This window comes from Ruegeria sp. SATB027 (genome assembly GCF_059613825.1).
In genome coordinates this window covers 25,378-43,349 of sequence record NZ_JBXWTH010000097.1, presented here as the reverse complement: position 1 = coordinate 43,349, position 17,972 = coordinate 25,378, and the positions used below count along the sequence as shown (strand labels likewise).

Sequence of the window (17,972 nt, the reverse complement as noted above, 5' to 3'; positions counted from 1 at the left end):
AGACATGAGCGAAGTAGAGCAGGATCTAGACATCGCCATCGGGCACTACGCGGAACTTCTCGCGTCGAACCTGCATGCTCAGCGCGCCGCACACTTCCCTCCGGATGCAAAGAAGGTGATGCGCACTTTGACCAGCGGCGAAGCTGCTGAGCTCCTTGGCGTCGACCATACCTATCTTCGGAAGCTTCATCGAGAAGGAAAGATCGTTGACGTCGAGACGACGGCTGGAAGTCATCGCCGCTATACGCTCGACGACATCTGGGAAATCCGTCAGACGCTTGAAGGAAACGCAAAGAAGTCTGGAACTTACGTGCCCGGGCGTCGCGACGGTGACGAGCTTCAAGTTATTTCAGTGGTGAACTTCAAGGGCGGGTCCGGCAAAACGACGACGTCTGCTCACCTCGCTCAGCGTTTGGCGCTGAAGGGGTACAGGGTTCTTGCGATCGATCTCGACCCCCAAGCATCTCTTTCGGCTCTTCACGGAATCCAGCCGGAACTTGACCTTATGGAGGGCGGAACCCTCTATGATGCCGTTCGCTATGACGATCCGGTTCCGATCGGCGAAGTGATCCGCAAGACCTACATCCGCGGCCTTGATCTTATCCCGGGCAACCTTGAACTCATGGAGTTCGAGCACGAGACGCCTGCTGCTATCCAGCGAGGCGGAGCGAAGGCGTTCTTTGCGAGAGTTCGTGATGCTCTCGATAGTGTTGAAGCGAACTACGACGTTGTTGTGATCGACTGCCCGCCGCAGCTTGGTTTCTTGACGATGTCAGCACTTTCCGCGTCCTCGGGTGTCCTCGTGACGGTTCACCCGCAGATGCTTGACCTCATGTCGATGTCCCAATTCCTGCGAATGACTGCGGATCTTCTGGGAGTGATCAGGGATGCAGGCGCAAATCTGCGCTTCGATTGGCTGCGCTTTTTGCCAACGCGATACAAAGTCGGCGACGCGCCACAAACCGAAGTCATCGCTTTCATTCGCGGGCTGTTTGGGAGGTCGGTCCTGACCAACCACATGGTTGAATCGACCGCAATTTCTGATGCCGGCTTGACCAAGCAAACGCTCTACGAAGCTGACAAAAGGGACTTCACGCGTCAGACGTTTGATCGTGCGATCGAATCCATGAACGCAGTCAACGATGAGATCGCTGAAATCATCCAGAACACATGGGGCCGAAATGGGGGGGCGAATGGCAAGAAAGCCTAAACTTGGCCTGCCGCTGCAGACCCTTCGCAACGCTCCTGACGCTCTTGAAGGGCGCCGACTGCGTGGCGGTGTATTCGAGATCGATCCGGCGCAGATTGTGACCGAAGGGCGATTGGATGACAGGCTTCAGATTGAAGTTGAGGGCCTGAAGAATTCAATCTCCAAGAACGGTCAGCGTGTGCCTGTCTTGGTCCGCCCACTGGAAGGCGATCGCTACAACCTGATCTATGGCCGCAGACGCCTGGAAGCATGTCGCGAACTCGGTATCAAAGTTCGAGCCATCGTCACGGAAGTTGATGGTGATCAAGCGCTTCGAGATCAGCTTCTCGAGAACCAAGAGCGTCGTGATCTGAGCTTTATTGAACGGGCGCTTGTTGCGACGGCGCTTCTGGACGGTGACCATTTGGAAGGGGCTGAGCGCACCAATCGAGGTGTCGCCGAAGTCCTTAACCTCCACGAAGCCGGGGTTTCACAACTCTTGAGTGTCGTTCGGACGGTCGGCGAGGAACTCATCCAGGCAATTGGTGCGGCTCCCGGGATTGGTCGCCCGAGATGGGAAGAGCTCAAAAAGGCCTTGGGTACCTACGACGGTGATCGAGACCAACTGCAAGCGGTAGCTCATGCAGCCAAGTCCGAAAGTTCCGGCTCGGTCGATGAGGTTTCTGAGCGTGCGTTTCTCGCAGTTCTGGCAGCTGCGAAGAGCCCAGAGAAGAAAGCAAACCCGTCTAGAAAGGGCGTGCCTGCTTTGGCTATCCCCGGTGTCGGAGCTGCGACGGTTAAGACCGGCCGCCAAGGCATGCAGCTTAAACTCGATCTGACTACGGATGAACCTGATTTTATCAGCTGGTTGGAGGGCAATGCCCCAAAGCTGATTACCGAGCTTCATGAGCGCTGGAAGCGTTCAGGAGACTGAGGAAGAGCAACCAACAAGAAGGAGGCACGATACAGGCAAAAAGAAAAAGGCCCCGAGAAGCTAGCTTCACGAGACCTTTGTAAGGTTTCGCACCGGGATCAGCCCGCTACAAAATCTCAGTTTTCGCACCTCTGAATGTAGCGTTCTGGCCCCTACCCCGCAAGCGCAAAGCGATTCGCGGGCCGCAGAAATTTTGCCTTCGTGAACGTTTTCATGGAGTACACACCGATTTCGCCGTTTATGCGGCCGATCTCGCACGCCCATCTGCGCGTGATCGAGCGACCCGAGGCATCTGTTCCGGGCAGACCCGTCAACAAGTGGGAACTCCTGCGCGAGCTCTCCAAGGCGCAAGCGGCCTTTGGCGTGTCAGAACGTGATCTAACTGTTTTGCAGGGGCTCCTCAGCTTCTTTCCAGACGATGCACTTGGCGGGAACGCCGAGATGGTAGTCTTCCCCTCGAACAAGGCGATCTGTGAGCGCCTGAATGGTATGCCCTGCTCCACTATGCGTCGTCACCTCGCGCGTCTTGTCGAGGCTGGTTTGCTCCAGCGGCGTGATAGCCCCAATGGAAAGCGCTATGTCCGCAAGCACGGCGAAGAGCGCGTCGCCTTTGGCTTCGATCTTTCCCCGCTCTACTGCCAGTCCGAGGAGATAGCACGGGCCGCAGAGGCCGTACGTGAGGCTGAGGAGCGCGTCAGGCGTCTGAGAGAGGTTGTAAGCCTCATGCGGCGTGATCTCGCGGCCCTCGCGGAGTTCGGAGACGAGATGCAGCCAGGCCTAGGCATCTGGGACCAGCTTCGTGACAAGGCTATCCTCACAGCGCGCGCGCTTCGCCGCAAGCTTTCAATTGAGGACCTCGCGGCCTATCGAGCCGATCTTGAAGCTCTCCTCGATCAGGCACGCAACATCATTGATGGCTCTGAAACAGAAGAAATGAACACCAATGATGCTCGATCTGAGCGTCACCATCATAATTCAAATAAAGAATCTATAGATCTTGAACCTGCTTTAGAAAGAAGCGGGGCGGCGGCCGGCGTGCCAGATGTGGACAGGGATGAGCCCGTGGCTGACGTCGATGAACAGGACACAAGACACCTACCAAAGATCCCGCTGCACCTAGTGATCGCGGCATGTCCCTCGCTCAAGACCTTCTACCAAGGCGAAATCCGGCATTGGCACCAGCTTTTCGATGCGGCATGCCATGTGCGACCAGCCATGGGGATCAGTGCATCTGCATGGGAAGAAGCGCAGCGGTTCATGGGTCCGGAGCAAGCGTCGATCGTCGTTTCTGCCATGCTGGAACGCTTTGAGGACATCAGATCGCCTGGTGGATACTTGCGAGCTCTGACTGCCAAAGCTGTGGCCGGTGAGTTTTCCTGTGGGCCGATGGTCATGGCATTGATCGGACGACGATCTGCAGCTTAACAGCTGTTAAGGTTGAGAGACTGCGTACTGTTCCGCCACCTCGGGACTGACGACTTAACAGCTGTTAAGGTCCTGTCTCGGGAGTGTCAAAACAGGAGAGGGAAAGGTTTGTTGGTTGGAGGGGTGACGGGAAGTGAGATCGGAAGAGTGGCTTCCGGCGCCCGTCGTGGAGAAGATCTGATGGCGAAATCTGCCCAGAACATCACCCTGTCCCCGTCCCGGGACATTCCCTTCGACAAGCTCGTGCTGAGCCAGTCCAACGTCCGGCGCATCAAGGCTGGCATCTCGGTTGAGGAACTGGCCGAAGACATCGCCCGCCGCGGGTTGCTGCAGAGCCTGAGCGTCAGGCCCGTTCTGGCCGAGGATGGTTCCGAGACCGGCAAGTTCGAAATCCCCGCTGGCGGTCGCCGCTTCCAGGCGCTGTCACTCCTGGTGAAGCAGAAACGCTTGGCCAAGACGACGCCCATTCCCTGCATTGTTCGGGATGCCAAGTCCACGATCCTTGCCGAAGACGACTCGCTCGCTGAGAACATGCAGCGCGCTGCCTTGCATCCGCTCGATCAGTTCCGCGCCTTCGTGGCGCTGCGGGAGAATGGTCAGGGCGATGAAGAGATCGCAGCCGCCTTCTTCGTCACCCCGCAGGTGGTCAAGCAGCGCCTGAAACTCGCCGCCGTGGCCCCTGCCCTGCTTGAGCTCTATGCCGAGGATGAAATGACGCTGGAGCAGCTGATGGCCTTCACGGTCAATCCGGATCATGAGCGCCAGGTTCAGGTCTGTGATGCGATCAAGTCGTCCTGGAACAAGGAGCCTTATCAGATCAGACGCATGCTGACCGAAACCTCGGTGCGGGCCTCCGATCGTCGTGCCGTCTTTGTCGGCGTCGATGCCTATGAGGCTGCTGGCGGCACCATGTTGCATGACCTCTTCCAGGGCGATGACGGCGGCTGGCTGGAAGACCCTGCGCTGCTCGATCGTCTGGTCGGCGAGAAGCTTCAGGCTGAAGCCGAAGCCATCGCGGCCGAAGGGTGGAAATGGATCGAGGTCTCGCTCGACCTGCCCTATGGCTACAGCCACCGCTTGCGGCGGCTCAACGGCGACCCGGCGCCGATGACGGATGACGAAGGCGCCGCCCATGCCAAGCTGCTTGCCGAATACCGAGCGCTCGAAGAGGAATACGAGGGCCAGGATGAATTCCCCGAAGAGATCGACGTGCGACTTGGCGAGTTGGAAGTCGCGATGGAGAAGCTCGAGGCCCGGCCGCTGATCTTCGACGATGAGGAGATCGCACGGGCAGGGGCTTTCGTGACGCTTGACCGCTATGGCGAGCTTGCCGTTTATCGGGGCTTTGTCCGGCCCGAGGATGAACCTCGGCAAGATGCCGACGTCCACAGCGGTGAACAGGCGGCAGACGGGCAGGGCGTTGAACTTTCAACGGGAAGCAAAGTGGATGGTATCGGCCATGGCACGGTGATCACCTCTGCCGGTCAAGCGCTTGGCGCGAACATGCCCGACGACGAGGACGATGGTGCGTTGAAGCCCTTGCCTGAGCGGCTGATCATGGAGTTGACGGCGCACCGGACATTGGCACTGCGGGAAGCTGTCGGGCGCTCACCTGACGTCGCGTTGACACTGCTGCTCCTGAAGCTCGTCAATGACACCTTCCGGACGTCCAGTTCGGCCGGCAGCTGCCTCGAGGCCTCGGTGCGTCACGTCTATATGTCGGCGCAGGCGAGCGATCTGAAGGACAGCGTGGTAGCCAAGCTGGTTGACGATCGTCATGCGGAGTGGGAGGCCGACCTGCCGCTCGGCGACGGTGCCGCTCTCTGGGATTACCTGGCTTCCCTCGATCAAGGGAGCCGGCTTTCGCTGCTCGCGCATTGCCTCAGTTTCGGGATCAACGCGCTCCATGAGAAGGTGAACCCCTATGGTGCCGGTATCTCCGCCAGCGGCTTGACCAAGCGGATGACCCAGTCCGACTTGGTCGCACAGGCGGTCGAACTCGACATGGTCGAGGCGGGTTGGGAGCCGACGGCCGATACCTACCTGAACCGCGTGCCCAAGGCACGGATACTCGAGGCCGTGCGCGAGGCGAAAGGGGAGGGGACGGCGCAACTCCTCGATCACCTGAAGAAGGGCGAGATGGCGACCGAAGCCGAGCGTCTGCTGAAAGGCAGCGGCTGGTTGCCGGAGGTTTTTCGCCGTCACGATCCGGCAGCACTCGACGACGCGGAAGGGCAGGGGGCGCCTGAGCCCGTTTCCGACGCCGGCCAGACCGAGGATGTCGACCTTCCCGCCTTCCTCACCGCTGACCTGCCGGGTGATGATGCGTCGATGATGGCTGCGGAATGATCCGCGCCATCCGAGGGCGGGGAAACCCGCCCTCAATCAAATAAAAATCAACAATATCAATGTGATGAATGCAATTTTGTGCATTCAGAATGAGGAATCATGTCTGCAACGACCATTCTCGACACCGCGCCGCTAGGGGCGCTCATTCGCTACACCGACAACAGTCCGAAACCTCCTGCGCGGTTCACGAAGAAGCTCGCGGCCTGGGAACGCTCGAACGGCCTCGGCCGTCTCGTCAAGAAGGAGCCGCCGCGGCCCTATCCAACCTGGACGGCGCCGGCGTCGTTTACGCTGCACGAGGGGAACTTCTCCTCGGACGGGGTCATTCTCGTCACCATCATGCGAACGCATTCGGCTGACAGTGCGTTGACCTTCGAGGTAGCAGAGGAACCGAGGCCCGGACAGGTGCGCGTCCTGCTGGATTTTGGCGGCTGCACGGAGCTGCTCCACCTGGTCGAGTCTGTCGCGGCTGCCGAGCTCTGGATCGCCAGAGAAGGCTATCGCAATGCGCGGCTGGAGATTGTCGGCGAAGAAGGCGCTGCTAGGGCAGGGGGCGCGGAGCTTGCCGCCTGAGCCTACGTAGAACCCAAGGGGCCCGCCAAAGCGCGGGCCTCTCACCCATCACGACCCTGTCCCGCGAAATCGCGGAGCACCATAGGAACCAATCCATCAAGGAGAGAGATCTTACCCAAGAGCCTGCCCGGGAGGCTGGCCGCGATAGCATCAGTGGGACACCCGGCTCCAGTCAGCGGTCGCACCATCCCCCGCTCGCCATTCCCTTCCTTGCCCCGAATCCTGTCTTCGAGATCAACCCGCAAGGGGTCGGACTACGGGCGAACCCGTGCCGCCGGGTGGATTCGGACGAGCCGAACGCACCCGGTGATGTCAGCCAGTCTTCGGGCCTGCGGGGACCTGTCGCGCGGGGGATGGTCCTCCGCCTCCAAGACAGGAGCCAATCAGATGTCCCGCAAAGATGCTCACGCCTTCGCCGCCTCTCTCGCCGCCACGCTCATGGTCTCGATCGTCGTCTTCCAGGCAGGTGATGGAACCTATGGCGCCGTCCCCGCAGATGAAATCGACGGAGACGAGGTCGTGATCGTCTCGGAATACGATCCCTTCGGGTGAGGCTTTGGCCTCACTTCCCGAGGGCCCAGGCGTGGCACAGGTGTGCCCCTGGGCCTATCAGCGACAAAGACAACGGCGTTGCCGGCCTAAGGAAAGCCGATCTGCGGCCCTGAGCAGATCGTGGTGCGCACGGGTTCGGCGGGGAGCGAACATGCGCAGTTGCGGCGAAGCCATCAAAGACTATCAGCAGGCCCTACCAAAGCCGACCTTTGCAACACTCGTCCAATCTGACACCGTACGTGAACATCGACAGCAGTGTTAAAGGACTTGATTTGAAGGAAATTTCCGAACTCCGTTTCAATGCAATCGCTGGCTACGCCCGGCACCCGAGAGCAGCGCTGACTGGTGAGGAACTGGCTTACTACGAGTCAGAGGATGGAAGCATTCTCGGCCTGCTCATCAGGGACCGAACAGACGGTGACTTTGCCGGAATGGCCTTTGGCCGGGACGCGAAATTGCGCTTCCGGTGGACCTCCATGACCGATTTCCTCGAGAGCCCGGAACTGGCGCACGGGGCATTGAGAAAACTGATGACCAATTTGCTCGATGAGCCGGAAGAGTTTCATCACCAAGGCGATGAAAAAGGGGAGCCAGTCGATTTCTTCACTCCTATTCACGCACCAGAAGTCTTGCACCCGGATTTCCAGCAGGTCGCATCCGAAATTGGTTTCTTTCCTGCCCGGGGCATAATCGAACCCATGATGCGGTGGCACGAGGATCTAGATGGAAACTTCGTGGAGCAGTTCCAGTCCACCGCTTTTGACCAGCGGATTTGGGAACTTTATCTTTTCGCGACGCTCATCGAACTCGGGTTTTCTCTGGATGCGACGCATGCTGTGCCCGACTTCATCGGCACAAGCTTGTTTGGGTCCATCGCCGTCGAAGCGGTGACGGTTGGGCCAACCCGGCGAGGCGTTGAAATAGTTCCGCCACCGCCCGTTGAGACCGAGGAACAGATGGAAGCGTATCTGCAGGACTATATGCCGATAAAGTTCGGCAGCCCATTGTTCAGCAAGCTAAGGAAAAAATACTGGGAAAAGGAGCCGATCGCTGGTGTACCGCTGGTGTTTGCAATCGCGGACTTCTCATCGCCCGGCTCCATGATCCACACCCGATCCGCACTCGAGCGTTATCTCTACGGGTACTCCTTTGACGCCGGACGCGACGAGCAAGGAAGAACCGTAGCACAGCCCATAAAGATCATTGAGCACCGTTGGGGGGACAAGGTGGTGCCCTCCGGCTTCTTTGACATTCCGGACTCGCAACATGTCAGCGCCGTTATCTCCACAACCGCTGGCACGATCTCAAAATTCAATCGAATGGGGATTCTGGCCGGGTTTGACGCGGGCAACGTATTGATGACGCGCACTGGCACTGTCGTCGACCCCGATCCCGAAGCGAGGGACCCGCTGCTCTTCAAAGCGATCGTGAACGTCAAAGGATACCATGAGAGCTGGGTGGAAGGACTCAACGTCTATCATAACCCGCGCGCCATCATTCCGCTTGAGGAACACCTCGTACCTGGAGCCGCGCATCACCATTGCGACGCGGAAGGCAATTGGACAACTACGGCCCCCCGCTTCCATCCTCTGGCATCAAGTACTGAAATCCTAGGCGGCGTGAATGTCGCTGAAGCGCTCGCGAATTTCGAAGGTCCGGCAATCCGATTCTGGAAAAAATCTTAATGGTGCGCCCTGTTTTGACGGTGCGTTCGCCATTCTCGTTTCTTTGCAACCCCGGCTGAACCAGGCAAGCGACAGGTTCTTGGGGCGTCGGTATTTCGCCGCTGCAGGCGCGCGGGAGGATTTCGTCTCGGTGCCGACAAGTTCGGTCCGAGTGTAACCCAGATCGTGGGCGAAAGCTTCCACCTTGGGGCGGGTTTCCGCCTTCCGACGATCCTCGAATGTGGCAATCGCCTTGGCGACGTCATTCTGCATTTTCTTCAGCTCGCTAAGCGTCGGTGCCTCGAGATCGAAAGCAGCCGTTGGTGCGGTCCGTGTCCTGGATTTCCCGGTATCGATAACCCATCGCGGTAGGGCCCTGCATTTCCCGGCAGGCAAGGGCAGGGGTGACAGCTGGTGATAGCCACTTAGGCCGCTAGCGGTGTGCTGGGCTTTGGGTCAAACAGTCCCGATTGGCAAGGAGACATGGTCTGGCATGGGCTCCCCGCATCTCTCTGTCTTCTGGGCCATCCCTTCGACTGACAATCCCCTAATCCCGTTCGGTCTCCTGCGCGCAACCCCGCGTCAGTCCGGGCCGTGTTGGACGCCTTTGGCGTCCTGCCCGCTCCACCCCGGTCCTCTGGGGGTGTCCGGTGTCCATGCTGTCCACCGTGCACGCGTCACCCGACGGGCTTTTTCAGGGTCTTGTCGAAGGGACGGTCCCGAAGACAGGAAACACAGGAGCTTATCATGCAGAACATCGTCATCCTCGCCGGCAACATCGGTCAGACCCCCGAAGTCCGCACCGCCCAGAGCGGCACCAAGATTACCAACTTCAGCCTCGCCACCTCGCGCCCCCGCCTCTCGGAAGGCCGAGTGATGCGCGACGAGAACGGCTACCGGGTCATGGACACCGAATGGCACCGCATCACCTGCTTCAATGGTCTCGGCAAGACGGTCGCCGAGCATTGCGAAAAGGGCATGAAGGTCCTCGTCCACGGCCGCATTCACTACACCAAGTGGATCGACAGCATGGGGAACGACCGCTACGGCTGCGAGATCATCGCCGAGAAGGTCGACTTCCTGAGCCGTCCGAAGTCGGCCGAGAACGAAAACCCCGAGCTGGTCGACCGCGACGATGAGATCCCGTTCTGAGGAACGGGGTCTCCCCCTCGGGCCCGGCGGGTTAAACCGCCGGGCTAAAAGTCTCTTCGGGTCACTGGAAAAGGCACCCACGCTTGCCTTCCGGTGCTGAGCGCCTTGAATGCGCCTAATTGTTCAACGTGCGCACGAGCTAGATTTCGTCTTTGGTTCTGGTCGCGCCGTGACTGCGATACGCGTCGAGCATCAACCGCGTATATTCGGCCGTGCTCTGGGTCACGGTGCCCAAACCGGGCCATGCGAACAACGGATCCGACCAAGTAACTTCCAACTCAATCTCGATTCCAAGCAGTGCGGCCACTTCGATCGCAGCAGTCGGCTCCTTGTCCTCGGGCCAGTAGTGATCCTCGAAGGAAACAACCACATCGAGATCGGCATCAACCCAGATTTCGGCCAGACTCGCTCCCATGCGCTCGCTGGCATTGGTCGCATCCTCGAACAGGGCAGCCCGGATCAAATGGGTCACCTGGTCACTGTTGAGGTCAAGCCTTGGCCGCGGATCTATAATTGACACGATGGGTTCAATCTCTTGCCTTTCGGCGCGGGATTGGACTGGCACTGGTTTTTCATCGGTCGGTTCCAGCCAGAAGGCTTCTGGAAAAATGTTGATTGGTGATGCGCCGCAGCTGGGGCAGTGCCATTGGTTTCCAGCGATCTGTGGGCCGGTGATCTCTGAGTTGCAGTGAAGGCAGTACCAGAGGTTCGATTCCTCCATCTCCAAGAACGGGTGCCGCACATTTCCTTCCGCATCCGGCTTTGTGGCGCGCCGTGGCCAATCGGCAAATCGCCGCGCCTTGACGCTCTGCATCAATTCCCTCGCAATCCCGATGGCTTCTTCACGTAGCACGCGATCGTTCATCGGGCTGGTCTGGGCATGCTTGATGTCGATCTCGACACGAGGGGCGGCCAAAGGGTTTTCTGGCAGCACGATCTGCCAACCCTCACCATCCATGCGGACGTCACCAAGCATTGTTTTCAGTTCGTATGGATGCCCCCGTACTTCTCCTCGAGTGACGGCATCGGGGCTTCCGAAGATATGGTCGAAGGTCGCACCCTCGTAGGAAGTGATCCGTTCCACGAAGGCCTTGATCGTGGCAACTTGTGCTTCGGAGGGAACCCACTCTCCTTTGGCGCTGCCTGTCAACGCATTCCAATGAGCAAAGCCCATTCGACTGGCAACAAAGTCGAGCGCTACGTGCTGTGGTTGACCCGTCGCCCTAGCGTAACGCTTCGCCAGGAGTTTCAAAGTCTTAAGCTTAGTGTTCTCTGTCATGATCCATGTCCAAGCCGGATCTGACTAGGTGCCCGCTGCTAATCAGACCCGCCGATGGCATGAGGTCTGCTGTTCGAAATCAAGATCGCTGCAAAGCTTCGCGTGGCGGGCACACCGGCCTGCGAGAAAGGCCTTGTTTAACCTCTGCCATTTTTGAACGCAGGTCAACACCAGCGAGTTGCGGGCGTGCGGCGCCTCCGACTTAGCGCCGTTTGCCCGAGAGAGTTTGAGGTTGGCCGGTTTCCCGGTGACGGGTTGAGGGCTGGGAGAGTGGCTCCCGGCGCCTGTCGCGGAGGAATGCCGATGGGCGTTGTGGAAGTTCTGGATGCGGTACAGCCGACGCGGGCTGGTGGCTGGAAAGTGGATGTGAGCCGGGGTGACCGGAATGGGCGGGTGTCGTCCGAATGGTTCAACAGGCCGGATGACGAGCGGTACCTGTCGCTCGACGATCTCTGGGCCAATGTGAAGGGTCGCTCTGAGCGCAGCCGCAGCCGGGTGGTGCAAACCGCCGACATCCGCGTCGAGGCAGCGCGCGACAGTGCAGAGCGGCTGCACTTGGTCCTGCCGAAAGCGCATGAGCCGGTCGCGCCCACGCACTGGGCCTTCGGCCAGCTTGCCAGCATCGTCGGTGCCCCGGCATCCTACCTGCGGCAGCTTCCCGCGCCTCTGGCGGGGATCAACCTGCAATACGGTTTGACCAACCACCGCGCCGAGCAGGTGAAGACCTTCGAGACCGAGGATGGCCGCACGGAACTGCGCGCCGTGACCGGTCCCGACTACGGCCGCATCCATGACTTCGAGCTTGTCGAGGCGGTTCAGCGCATCGCGGGCAATGGCACGGGCGATACGCGCTGGAAGGTACCGGGTGTGCTGGATTGGTCGACCGGGGTCTACAACCCCGATGTCGAAATCAGCCGCGACACGACCACGCTCTACGCCTCGGACCGCGATGTCTTCCTGTTCCTGGTCGACGATCGCAATCCGATCGAAGCAGGCAAGTTACCCGACGGCTCCCCCGATCTCTATTTCCGGGGCTTCTATTGCTGGAATTCCGAGGTGGGCGCGAAGACCCTTGGCATGGCGAGCTTCTATCTGCGGGCGGTGTGCCAGAACCGCAACCTCTGGGGTGTCGAGGACTTCCAAGAGATCAAGATCCGTCACTCGAAATACGCCGCGTCGCGCTTCGCACATGAGGCGGCGCCGGCGCTGACGCGGTTTGCCAATTCCTCGCCGCAGGGGTTCGTGAACGGGATCCGGGCAGCTCGACAGCAGGTCGTGGCGCACAGCGATGAGGACCGTGCCGATTTCCTGCGGAAGCGCGGTTTCTCGAAAGCCGAATCCGGCAAGATCATCGAGAAGGTTCTGATGGAGGAAGGCCGCCCGCCCGAGAGCATCTTCGATTTTGTGCAGGGCATCACGCGGCTTGCGCGCGACAAGACCCAGCAGGATGCCCGCCTTGATATGGAAGGGCGCGCCAAGAAGCTTCTCGACCGCGTTGGTTGAGGTGGCGACCGGAGGCGATATCGCCTCCGGTCTCGTCCCTGTTTCATCGATCTGCTACCGTGCCCGACATGTTTAGGTATTGGAAGTACGCGCATGGAAGAAATCGATTGGACAGATCGTGCATTTTATGATGACGGCGAATGGGTTACCTGGTCGGAAATCGACGAGCAGCTTCGCTACAAGGAGTGGGGCGCTAAATACCCGAACGCGATCCGGTCTATGATCCCATATTTTGAGGATCTCCTGTCCCTCGCGGAAAGCTATCACCTCGAGACCGGCCTTCACCTCTCTGTCTACAGCGATATCGGTGAGCTGTTCGGTGCTATCACGTACGGTATCAAGCTGAACAAGACCTACGCCCAGGGTGCTGACGGAAGACTTGGCAATGATCATGTCGAGGTCAAAACCATTACGCCATTCAAGACAAAGGATGTGGTTGTGGTCGATACCAATGGGCATTTCAACAAGCTCTTGGTTGTAAAGATCAACGAGGATTTTCAGGTCTCGGGTCGGATGATCGACCGAAAAGATCTCCCAAAGCGCGAAGGGCGCTACTTACGGGTTCGATGGAGCGATTTACCAACGCCGAAATGATCGACCCGATCAGCGACAGAGAGCCCGAGGGGGGCGGTTTGATCTTTGACGGTTTGAAGCGGGGAGAGAGGCTCTCTGCACCGTCGGAGATATGCCGATGTTCGACCTTCCTCTCCAAACTCAGCCGGAAACGCAGAAAACAGGTTTGCCGCCGAGCCTCCTGACCGTTTTTGCAGATCAAGACTTGCCGTTCGCACTCACGACGGCTTGCCATGCGCCCGCGGCTCTCATGTCCGGGCAGGCACACCCCAAGGTACTGGAGCGGTTTGCCACGCTGGCCGAGGCCATGCAGGGAGCAATCGTTCACGCCGAAGATATCACACCTGAAGACGCGCCGCGCATCCTGGCAATCCTCGATCGGGAGGGCCGCCTCGTTCTGGCCGGGGCTACCAATGATGGCGGAGTCGCATGGTGCCACCCGGTCTCGGATGCCGCCGAAGCCCGCGCCGTCGTCTCCGAGGCCAGCCAGACCCGCGCGCATGCCATACGAGCGGCCGAGTGGCATGAACATGGCCTCGCGCGACGGCTGCGGCACCACGCCGACGTTCTCGATGCCCGTCTTGTCGATCCGCTCTGGCGTGTCTTCGCGTCTCGCGCACTGCAGATCGCGGCGTGACGCCCGAGAGTCAGAGAAGGGCAGGGGAGGATGTGAGCCTAGGAGGACGAGAGAGAGCCTCGGGGTTCAGATCCTTTCCCTCATTTCGGAGTTTCCAATGTCCAAGATCGAACCCACCCTGGTCGCGCCGATGGCGCCCTCCAAGATTGATTTCGCCGCCGTGCTGGCTCGGCAGTCCGAGCGTGACGCGCGCATCGCAGCTTTGCGTCCGGCCAACAAGGAGCGCCTCTTCGATGGCCTGACTGCCGCGGGCATCACCCATGTGACCGTGAGCTTTGACGGCTATGGCGATAGCGGCCAGGTTGAAAGCATCGCAGCCTACGCTGGCGACGCCGAAGTCACTTTCCCCAAGACCCAGATCGCCTATGCCGCATTGACCTGGGACGATCCGGAGGTCGAGATGCGGGCGCTTTCGCTCGAAGATGTCGTGGAGCAACTGGCCTACGACTTGCTCTCCGACACCCATGGCGGTTGGGAAAACAACGACGGGGCTTACGGCGAATTCTGCTTCGACGCGAACGCTCGCTGCATCCACCTCGAGTTCAACGAGCGCTTCACCTCGTCCGAACTCACCACCCACGATTTCTGAGGGGTCGGCGATGGCACATCCGTATCACCACGCCCTGTCATCGGTGAAGAAATGGGGCGGTACGGTCGAGGATTACCTCGCCGTGCATTCCTGGTTCGACCAGAGCAAGGAAATCACAGCCGACTTTCGGCACCGGGCGCTGCGCCACCATGCGGAGGGCATCTTCATGGCCGAGACGATTTTCGGCCCGACCATCACGCTCTCGACCGGGCGCGTCATCCCGACCCGCTGGGTCGGCGAGCAGCATGTTAAGGAGGGCCTCGGCTTCATCCCGAGCTTCGCCGATTGGGTGAAGGCCATTCGGCCCGAGCCTTGGATGGGTCGGACCGAACGGATCGAGGCACAGGTCGATCCGCATCTCGTCTCGCCCGTGGTCGAGGTCACGTGACTTGACCGATCCCACTTATCTAAGTCTTGGCTTGCCGCCGACCGCTTCGCCACTGGCAGTGGTTCGCGCGGCGGTCCGAGCGCTCCACCCCAACACGCGCGCACTGCGCGGCTTCCGGGCCGCACGCAAACGCTTCTACCGGCAGATGCTCTCCGCGCATGCCGCGCGACAGGCAGCGGACGACAAACCGACCGGCTGATCGCTCCCGGCCGACCCTTCCAATCCAGTACTCGGCCTTCTGGCCGGGTCTTCCCCATTCAGGAGGTCCCCATGGCGGATTACTTCACCCATTTCTCGTGCCTGATCGACGTCGGCAGCCCTGACAAGGCTGCCCGTGCACTCGCGCTGTTTCACGATCTGCGCGCTGCGGATCAGGACGCCGACGACCCGGAGGTTGCGGGCTTTGATCTCGTGCGCCAGGACGCGCCCGTGGGCAGCAGCCTCTGGATCCATGATGACGGGAACGGCGATGTCGAAGCCGTCATCCGCTTCGTCCTGCGTATTGCTGAAGAGCTCGACCTCACCGGCCCTTGGGGGTTCCAGTATTCTCTGACCTGCTCTCGGCCACGACTCGACGCCTTTGGTGGCGGCGCGCATGCCATCGATCTCGGCGCGCGCAAATCCATCGGCTGGTCCAGCACGCAAGAATGGCTGGCCGCCGCATTGAACGGGGAGGACATCGATGCCTGAGGTGATCTGCACCACCGTCTACCAGTTCCCCGAACTCTCGGATGCCGCCAAGGAGAAGGCGCGCAGCTGGTATCGCGAGCTTGGCCCCCATGACGATTGGTGGGATGCGGTCTATGAGGATTTTGAGCGGGTCTGCGAGATCCTCGGCATCCGCCTGAAAACCAACCCCGTCCGCTTGATGGGCGGCGGGACTCGGGCCAAGCCCTGCATCTGGTTCTCAGGGTTCTGGAGCCAAGGCGACGGGGCCTGCTTCGAGGGCTACTGGACCCACGCCAAGGGCGCGTCCGCGCGCATCCTGGACTACGCGCCCACGGATGCTACGCTGCAAGGCATCGCCGACCGACTGCAGGCCATCCAGCGGCGGAACTTCTACCAGCTCGCGGCCGAGGCCAGCCACCGTGGCCGCTACTATCATGAATACACCATGTCGGTGGACGTCACGCGGGACAGCCCGACCTGGCAGCTGCCGACCGAGGACGCGGAAGAGATCGTGACCGAGGCGCTGCGTGATCTGGCCCGCTGGCTCTACCGCCAGCTTGAGGCCGAATACGACCACCTCACGTCGGACGAGGCCATCGAGGAGGGGATCATCGCGAACGCATATACGTTTACTGAAAGAGGGCGGCGGTTCGGGTAACAGAGATCAAAGCGCAAGGTTCATTTGATCTTTACAGTAAGTCCATATGGACTATATTGAAGCCAATGGAGGACGCCATGTACGTTGCAGAGAAAATCCGGGAACCCGCACAGATCAACGCTGTCGCGTTGAAAGCTTATGCACGCGTGGCCGATGCTTGGGGTCTCAGTCTCAAGGAAGCGGCTGGCCTTGCCGACATGTCAGAGAGCACGTGGAAGCGCGCCAAGAAGCCGGATTTCGCCGGAGAGCTCACCAAGGACCAGCTGCTGCGGCTCAGCGCTGTAATTGGCATCTTCAAGTCGCTCGAACTCTACTTCTCGGAGCCTCTGGCAAAAAGCTGGTTCACCCGACCGAACAAGGGGCCGCTCTTTGGTGGAAGCCGACCAGTCGACACCGCCATCGACGGGGGGTTGCCGCAGATCCTCGCGGTTCGGACCTATCTTGATGCGTTGCGTGGTGGGGCATGAAGCAGACCGAGATTTCCGATCGCGGTCTCGTTCGTCTCCTGCCCGCCACCTACCACAAGCCACCATCGTTGCGCGGTCTCGTCGATACCGATGACGAGATGGAGATCTTGGCAGAGATCGAGGGCATGACCAGTGGACGTCTACAGGCCGAACGCGGGCGCAACCCGCATCTGGACCCGCGCGAACTCGCTTGGCAACGCCGCAGCCGCGATCTGCGCATCTATGGGGACAGTCACGTCAACGCAGCCTTCACTTACACCCGCGCCGGCGGAAACCGCTTCAACGCCGAGGAGCGCGGCGCGTGGTACTGCGCATGGGATGTGATGGTTTCTGTCAGCGAAGTGGCCTGGCACCGCACACGCGAACTCGGCTTTACCGGCAGCTTCCATGACAGCGCCCGCTATGTGGAATTGCTGGCCGACTTCATCGGCGTCTTCAACGACATGACCGATGAGGCAGGTCATCCGGCGCTGCATCCGGATCCGGCTGTCGGGTATCCCGAGGGCCAAAGCCTGGCACAGCATCTGCGTCGGGGCGGATCCAAGGGCCTGATTTACCCTTCGGTCCGGGCTCCTGCACCGGGCGGGAATTGCCTGGTCTGCTTCGAGCCCCACGCAATTCAGAACGTTCGTCCGGGCGCGTCTTGGGATCTTGTGTGGGATGGGACACCGCACTACTCGATTGCGGCCGTCGGCTGACAAGTTACAGCGCATGCGCCTTGGGGGGGCCGAAGAAATGAAACAGGCAAACGACAACAGCGCGGACGTCACGAACTTGAAGCCATGTGACCATCAGCCGTTCTTTGAGGCGTTGGACTGTCCGCCCCCACCGACCGACGCACTACGAGCAGCGTTTCGTAGGCGGAGGGAAACTCTGGTGGATTCTTGCGCCGACAAGTCATCCGCCAGCTGACACCCGTCACCTGTTCCCGTCGATCCACTTCGACATGAGCCGCTTGTCGCGGAAGCATTCGTCCGGAACGGCGCGCCGTTTGATCTGGGCGAGTTTCTCAGCGAAGGCTACCTGCTTGGACGTGGGCAGCCGGTCCATGTCCGATACCGGCTTCAGCCGGGCCTGAGCCTCGATCCAGGCGCTCAAAGATCGCCGGTCTTGCTGAACCTCCCAGGGCAGGAGCGTCCGGTTGCGCAGGGCGAGCGACCGCGCATAGGCAATCTGCTTGGGTGTTACGGGCAGGGCGCGGGTGGTGCTTTCCATGGTGGAACCCCCTTTCTAGCTTGGTTCTGAAAATAGAACACAACAAGAACACAATCAAGCCAAGCGTCGGGAACACCTTGGTGCGAGAGGGAGAGAGGGACCGGGAAAGATCAGGTCCGAGGCTGCCCGAGAGAGGGTGTACGGGCCTGATCCTGT

The 17,972-nt window shown here is 60.1% G+C and carries 19 protein-coding genes; 17 read left to right on the top strand and 2 right to left on the bottom strand.

Annotated features, from left to right (window positions below):
* The first annotated feature begins 4 nt into the window (after positions 1–4).
* The 8 genes from repA (at position 5) to AC2FPW_RS22330 (ending at position 9,838) form a co-directional block, all read left to right on the top strand.
* Positions 5–1,210 carry a plasmid partitioning protein RepA gene (gene repA, locus AC2FPW_RS22365; protein ID WP_496815479.1) on the top strand — a complete coding sequence of 402 codons (1,206 nt, stop codon included), beginning with the start codon at positions 5–7 and terminating at the stop codon, positions 1,208–1,210.
* Complete coding sequence (gene repB, locus AC2FPW_RS22360) at positions 1,194–2,123, top strand: plasmid partitioning protein RepB (RefSeq protein ID WP_496815477.1); 930 nt, start codon at positions 1,194–1,196, stop codon at positions 2,121–2,123. Before repA ends, repB begins: the two co-directional genes overlap by 17 nt.
* A gap of 213 nt (positions 2,124–2,336) precedes the next feature.
* Positions 2,337–3,548: a plasmid replication protein RepC gene (gene repC / locus AC2FPW_RS22355; RefSeq protein WP_496815476.1), complete on the top strand. Its 1,212-nt coding sequence runs from the start codon at positions 2,337–2,339 to the stop codon at positions 3,546–3,548.
* 180 nt (positions 3,549–3,728) lie between these two features.
* Positions 3,729–5,897 (top strand): ParB/RepB/Spo0J family partition protein, encoded by a 2,169-nt coding sequence (locus AC2FPW_RS22350; protein WP_496815474.1) that lies wholly within the window; start codon positions 3,729–3,731, stop codon positions 5,895–5,897.
* 99 nt (positions 5,898–5,996) lie between these two features.
* Entirely contained in the window at positions 5,997–6,470 is a 474-nt protein-coding gene (locus AC2FPW_RS22345) for a UCP036055 family protein (protein ID WP_496815473.1), read from the top strand.
* A gap of 387 nt (positions 6,471–6,857) precedes the next feature.
* A complete protein-coding gene (locus tag AC2FPW_RS22340; RefSeq protein ID WP_009574204.1) occupies positions 6,858–7,022 on the top strand; it encodes a hypothetical protein in 165 nt (54 codons plus the stop codon).
* A gap of 239 nt (positions 7,023–7,261) precedes the next feature.
* Positions 7,262–8,707 carry a hypothetical protein gene (locus AC2FPW_RS22335; protein WP_496815472.1) on the top strand — a complete coding sequence of 482 codons (1,446 nt, stop codon included), beginning with the start codon at positions 7,262–7,264 and terminating at the stop codon, positions 8,705–8,707.
* A 726-nt stretch (positions 8,708–9,433) separates the two neighbouring features.
* The gene (locus AC2FPW_RS22330; protein ID WP_167646890.1) at positions 9,434–9,838 is read left to right on the top strand and encodes a single-stranded DNA-binding protein; all 405 of its coding nucleotides are present in this window, start codon (positions 9,434–9,436) and stop codon (positions 9,836–9,838) included.
* Positions 9,839–9,977: 139 nt separating this feature from the next.
* Here AC2FPW_RS22330 and AC2FPW_RS22325 read toward each other — a convergent pair whose 3' ends face one another.
* Positions 9,978–11,117 (bottom strand): hypothetical protein, encoded by a 1,140-nt coding sequence (locus AC2FPW_RS22325; RefSeq protein ID WP_234988888.1) that lies wholly within the window; start codon positions 11,115–11,117, stop codon positions 9,978–9,980.
* A 303-nt stretch (positions 11,118–11,420) separates the two neighbouring features.
* On the opposite strand from AC2FPW_RS22325, the gene AC2FPW_RS22320 reads away from it, so the two are divergent.
* The 9 genes from AC2FPW_RS22320 to AC2FPW_RS22280 all read left to right on the top strand — a co-directional run bounded on the left by AC2FPW_RS22320 (position 11,421) and on the right by AC2FPW_RS22280 (position 17,299).
* Positions 11,421–12,620, top strand: coding sequence for a DUF932 domain-containing protein (locus tag AC2FPW_RS22320; protein WP_496815470.1), 1,200 nt, complete (start codon positions 11,421–11,423; stop codon positions 12,618–12,620).
* Positions 12,621–12,713: 93 nt separating this feature from the next.
* On the top strand, positions 12,714–13,214 hold the full coding sequence (locus AC2FPW_RS22315; protein ID WP_496815469.1) for a hypothetical protein: 501 nt from the start codon (positions 12,714–12,716) through the stop codon (positions 13,212–13,214).
* 97 nt (positions 13,215–13,311) lie between these two features.
* A complete protein-coding gene (locus AC2FPW_RS22310) occupies positions 13,312–13,830 on the top strand; it encodes a DNA repair protein RadC (protein WP_496815467.1) in 519 nt (172 codons plus the stop codon).
* Positions 13,831–13,927: 97 nt separating this feature from the next.
* A complete protein-coding gene (locus AC2FPW_RS22305) occupies positions 13,928–14,419 on the top strand; it encodes a DUF6878 family protein (protein ID WP_496815466.1) in 492 nt (163 codons plus the stop codon).
* 10 nt (positions 14,420–14,429) lie between these two features.
* Positions 14,430–14,807, top strand: a complete 378-nt coding sequence (locus AC2FPW_RS22300) for a DUF6915 family protein (RefSeq protein ID WP_496815464.1) — start codon at positions 14,430–14,432, stop codon at positions 14,805–14,807.
* Between the two features lie 270 nt (positions 14,808–15,077).
* Entirely contained in the window at positions 15,078–15,497 is a 420-nt protein-coding gene (locus tag AC2FPW_RS22295; RefSeq protein WP_496815462.1) for a hypothetical protein, read from the top strand.
* Positions 15,490–16,134: a DUF8835 domain-containing pootine gene (locus AC2FPW_RS22290; RefSeq protein WP_496815461.1), complete on the top strand. Its 645-nt coding sequence runs from the start codon at positions 15,490–15,492 to the stop codon at positions 16,132–16,134. The genes AC2FPW_RS22295 and AC2FPW_RS22290 overlap by 8 nt, the downstream gene beginning before the upstream one ends.
* Before the next feature lie 65 nt (positions 16,135–16,199).
* Positions 16,200–16,601: an MbcA/ParS/Xre antitoxin family protein gene (locus tag AC2FPW_RS22285; RefSeq protein ID WP_028095451.1), complete on the top strand. Its 402-nt coding sequence runs from the start codon at positions 16,200–16,202 to the stop codon at positions 16,599–16,601.
* Complete coding sequence (locus tag AC2FPW_RS22280; RefSeq protein ID WP_496815459.1) at positions 16,598–17,299, top strand: RES family NAD+ phosphorylase; 702 nt, start codon at positions 16,598–16,600, stop codon at positions 17,297–17,299. Before AC2FPW_RS22285 ends, AC2FPW_RS22280 begins: the two co-directional genes overlap by 4 nt.
* 220 nt (positions 17,300–17,519) lie before the next feature.
* On the opposite strand, the gene AC2FPW_RS22275 is transcribed toward AC2FPW_RS22280, so the two are convergent.
* Positions 17,520–17,816, bottom strand: a complete 297-nt coding sequence (locus AC2FPW_RS22275; RefSeq protein ID WP_496815458.1) for a hypothetical protein — start codon at positions 17,814–17,816, stop codon at positions 17,520–17,522.
* Positions 17,817–17,972 lie beyond the last annotated feature (156 nt).

Excerpts from the sequence above, each read along its gene's own strand:
- AC2FPW_RS22345 (WP_496815473.1), top strand. The coding sequence starts at position 5,997 with ATGTCTGCAACGACCATTCTCGACACCGCGCCGCTAGGGGCGCTCATT.
- repB (WP_496815477.1), top strand. The coding sequence starts at position 1,194 with ATGGCAAGAAAGCCTAAACTTGGCCTGCCGCTGCAGACCCTTCGCAAC.
- AC2FPW_RS22340 (WP_009574204.1), top strand. The coding sequence starts at position 6,858 with ATGTCCCGCAAAGATGCTCACGCCTTCGCCGCCTCTCTCGCCGCCACG.
- repC (WP_496815476.1), top strand. The coding sequence starts at position 2,337 with ATGGAGTACACACCGATTTCGCCGTTTATGCGGCCGATCTCGCACGCC.
- AC2FPW_RS22305 (WP_496815466.1), top strand. The coding sequence starts at position 13,928 with ATGTCCAAGATCGAACCCACCCTGGTCGCGCCGATGGCGCCCTCCAAG.
- AC2FPW_RS22350 (WP_496815474.1), top strand. The coding sequence starts at position 3,729 with ATGGCGAAATCTGCCCAGAACATCACCCTGTCCCCGTCCCGGGACATT.
- repA (WP_496815479.1), top strand. The coding sequence starts at position 5 with ATGAGCGAAGTAGAGCAGGATCTAGACATCGCCATCGGGCACTACGCG.
- AC2FPW_RS22320 (WP_496815470.1), top strand. The coding sequence starts at position 11,421 with ATGGGCGTTGTGGAAGTTCTGGATGCGGTACAGCCGACGCGGGCTGGT.
- AC2FPW_RS22280 (WP_496815459.1), top strand. The coding sequence starts at position 16,598 with ATGAAGCAGACCGAGATTTCCGATCGCGGTCTCGTTCGTCTCCTGCCC.
- AC2FPW_RS22285 (WP_028095451.1), top strand. The coding sequence starts at position 16,200 with ATGGAGGACGCCATGTACGTTGCAGAGAAAATCCGGGAACCCGCACAG.
- AC2FPW_RS22290 (WP_496815461.1), top strand. The coding sequence starts at position 15,490 with ATGCCTGAGGTGATCTGCACCACCGTCTACCAGTTCCCCGAACTCTCG.
- AC2FPW_RS22330 (WP_167646890.1), top strand. The coding sequence starts at position 9,434 with ATGCAGAACATCGTCATCCTCGCCGGCAACATCGGTCAGACCCCCGAA.
- AC2FPW_RS22300 (WP_496815464.1), top strand. The coding sequence starts at position 14,430 with ATGGCACATCCGTATCACCACGCCCTGTCATCGGTGAAGAAATGGGGC.
- AC2FPW_RS22295 (WP_496815462.1), top strand. The coding sequence starts at position 15,078 with ATGGCGGATTACTTCACCCATTTCTCGTGCCTGATCGACGTCGGCAGC.
- AC2FPW_RS22310 (WP_496815467.1), top strand. The coding sequence starts at position 13,312 with ATGTTCGACCTTCCTCTCCAAACTCAGCCGGAAACGCAGAAAACAGGT.
- AC2FPW_RS22315 (WP_496815469.1), top strand. The coding sequence starts at position 12,714 with ATGGAAGAAATCGATTGGACAGATCGTGCATTTTATGATGACGGCGAA.
- AC2FPW_RS22275 (WP_496815458.1), bottom strand. The coding sequence starts at position 17,816 with ATGGAAAGCACCACCCGCGCCCTGCCCGTAACACCCAAGCAGATTGCC.
- AC2FPW_RS22325 (WP_234988888.1), bottom strand. The coding sequence starts at position 11,117 with ATGACAGAGAACACTAAGCTTAAGACTTTGAAACTCCTGGCGAAGCGT.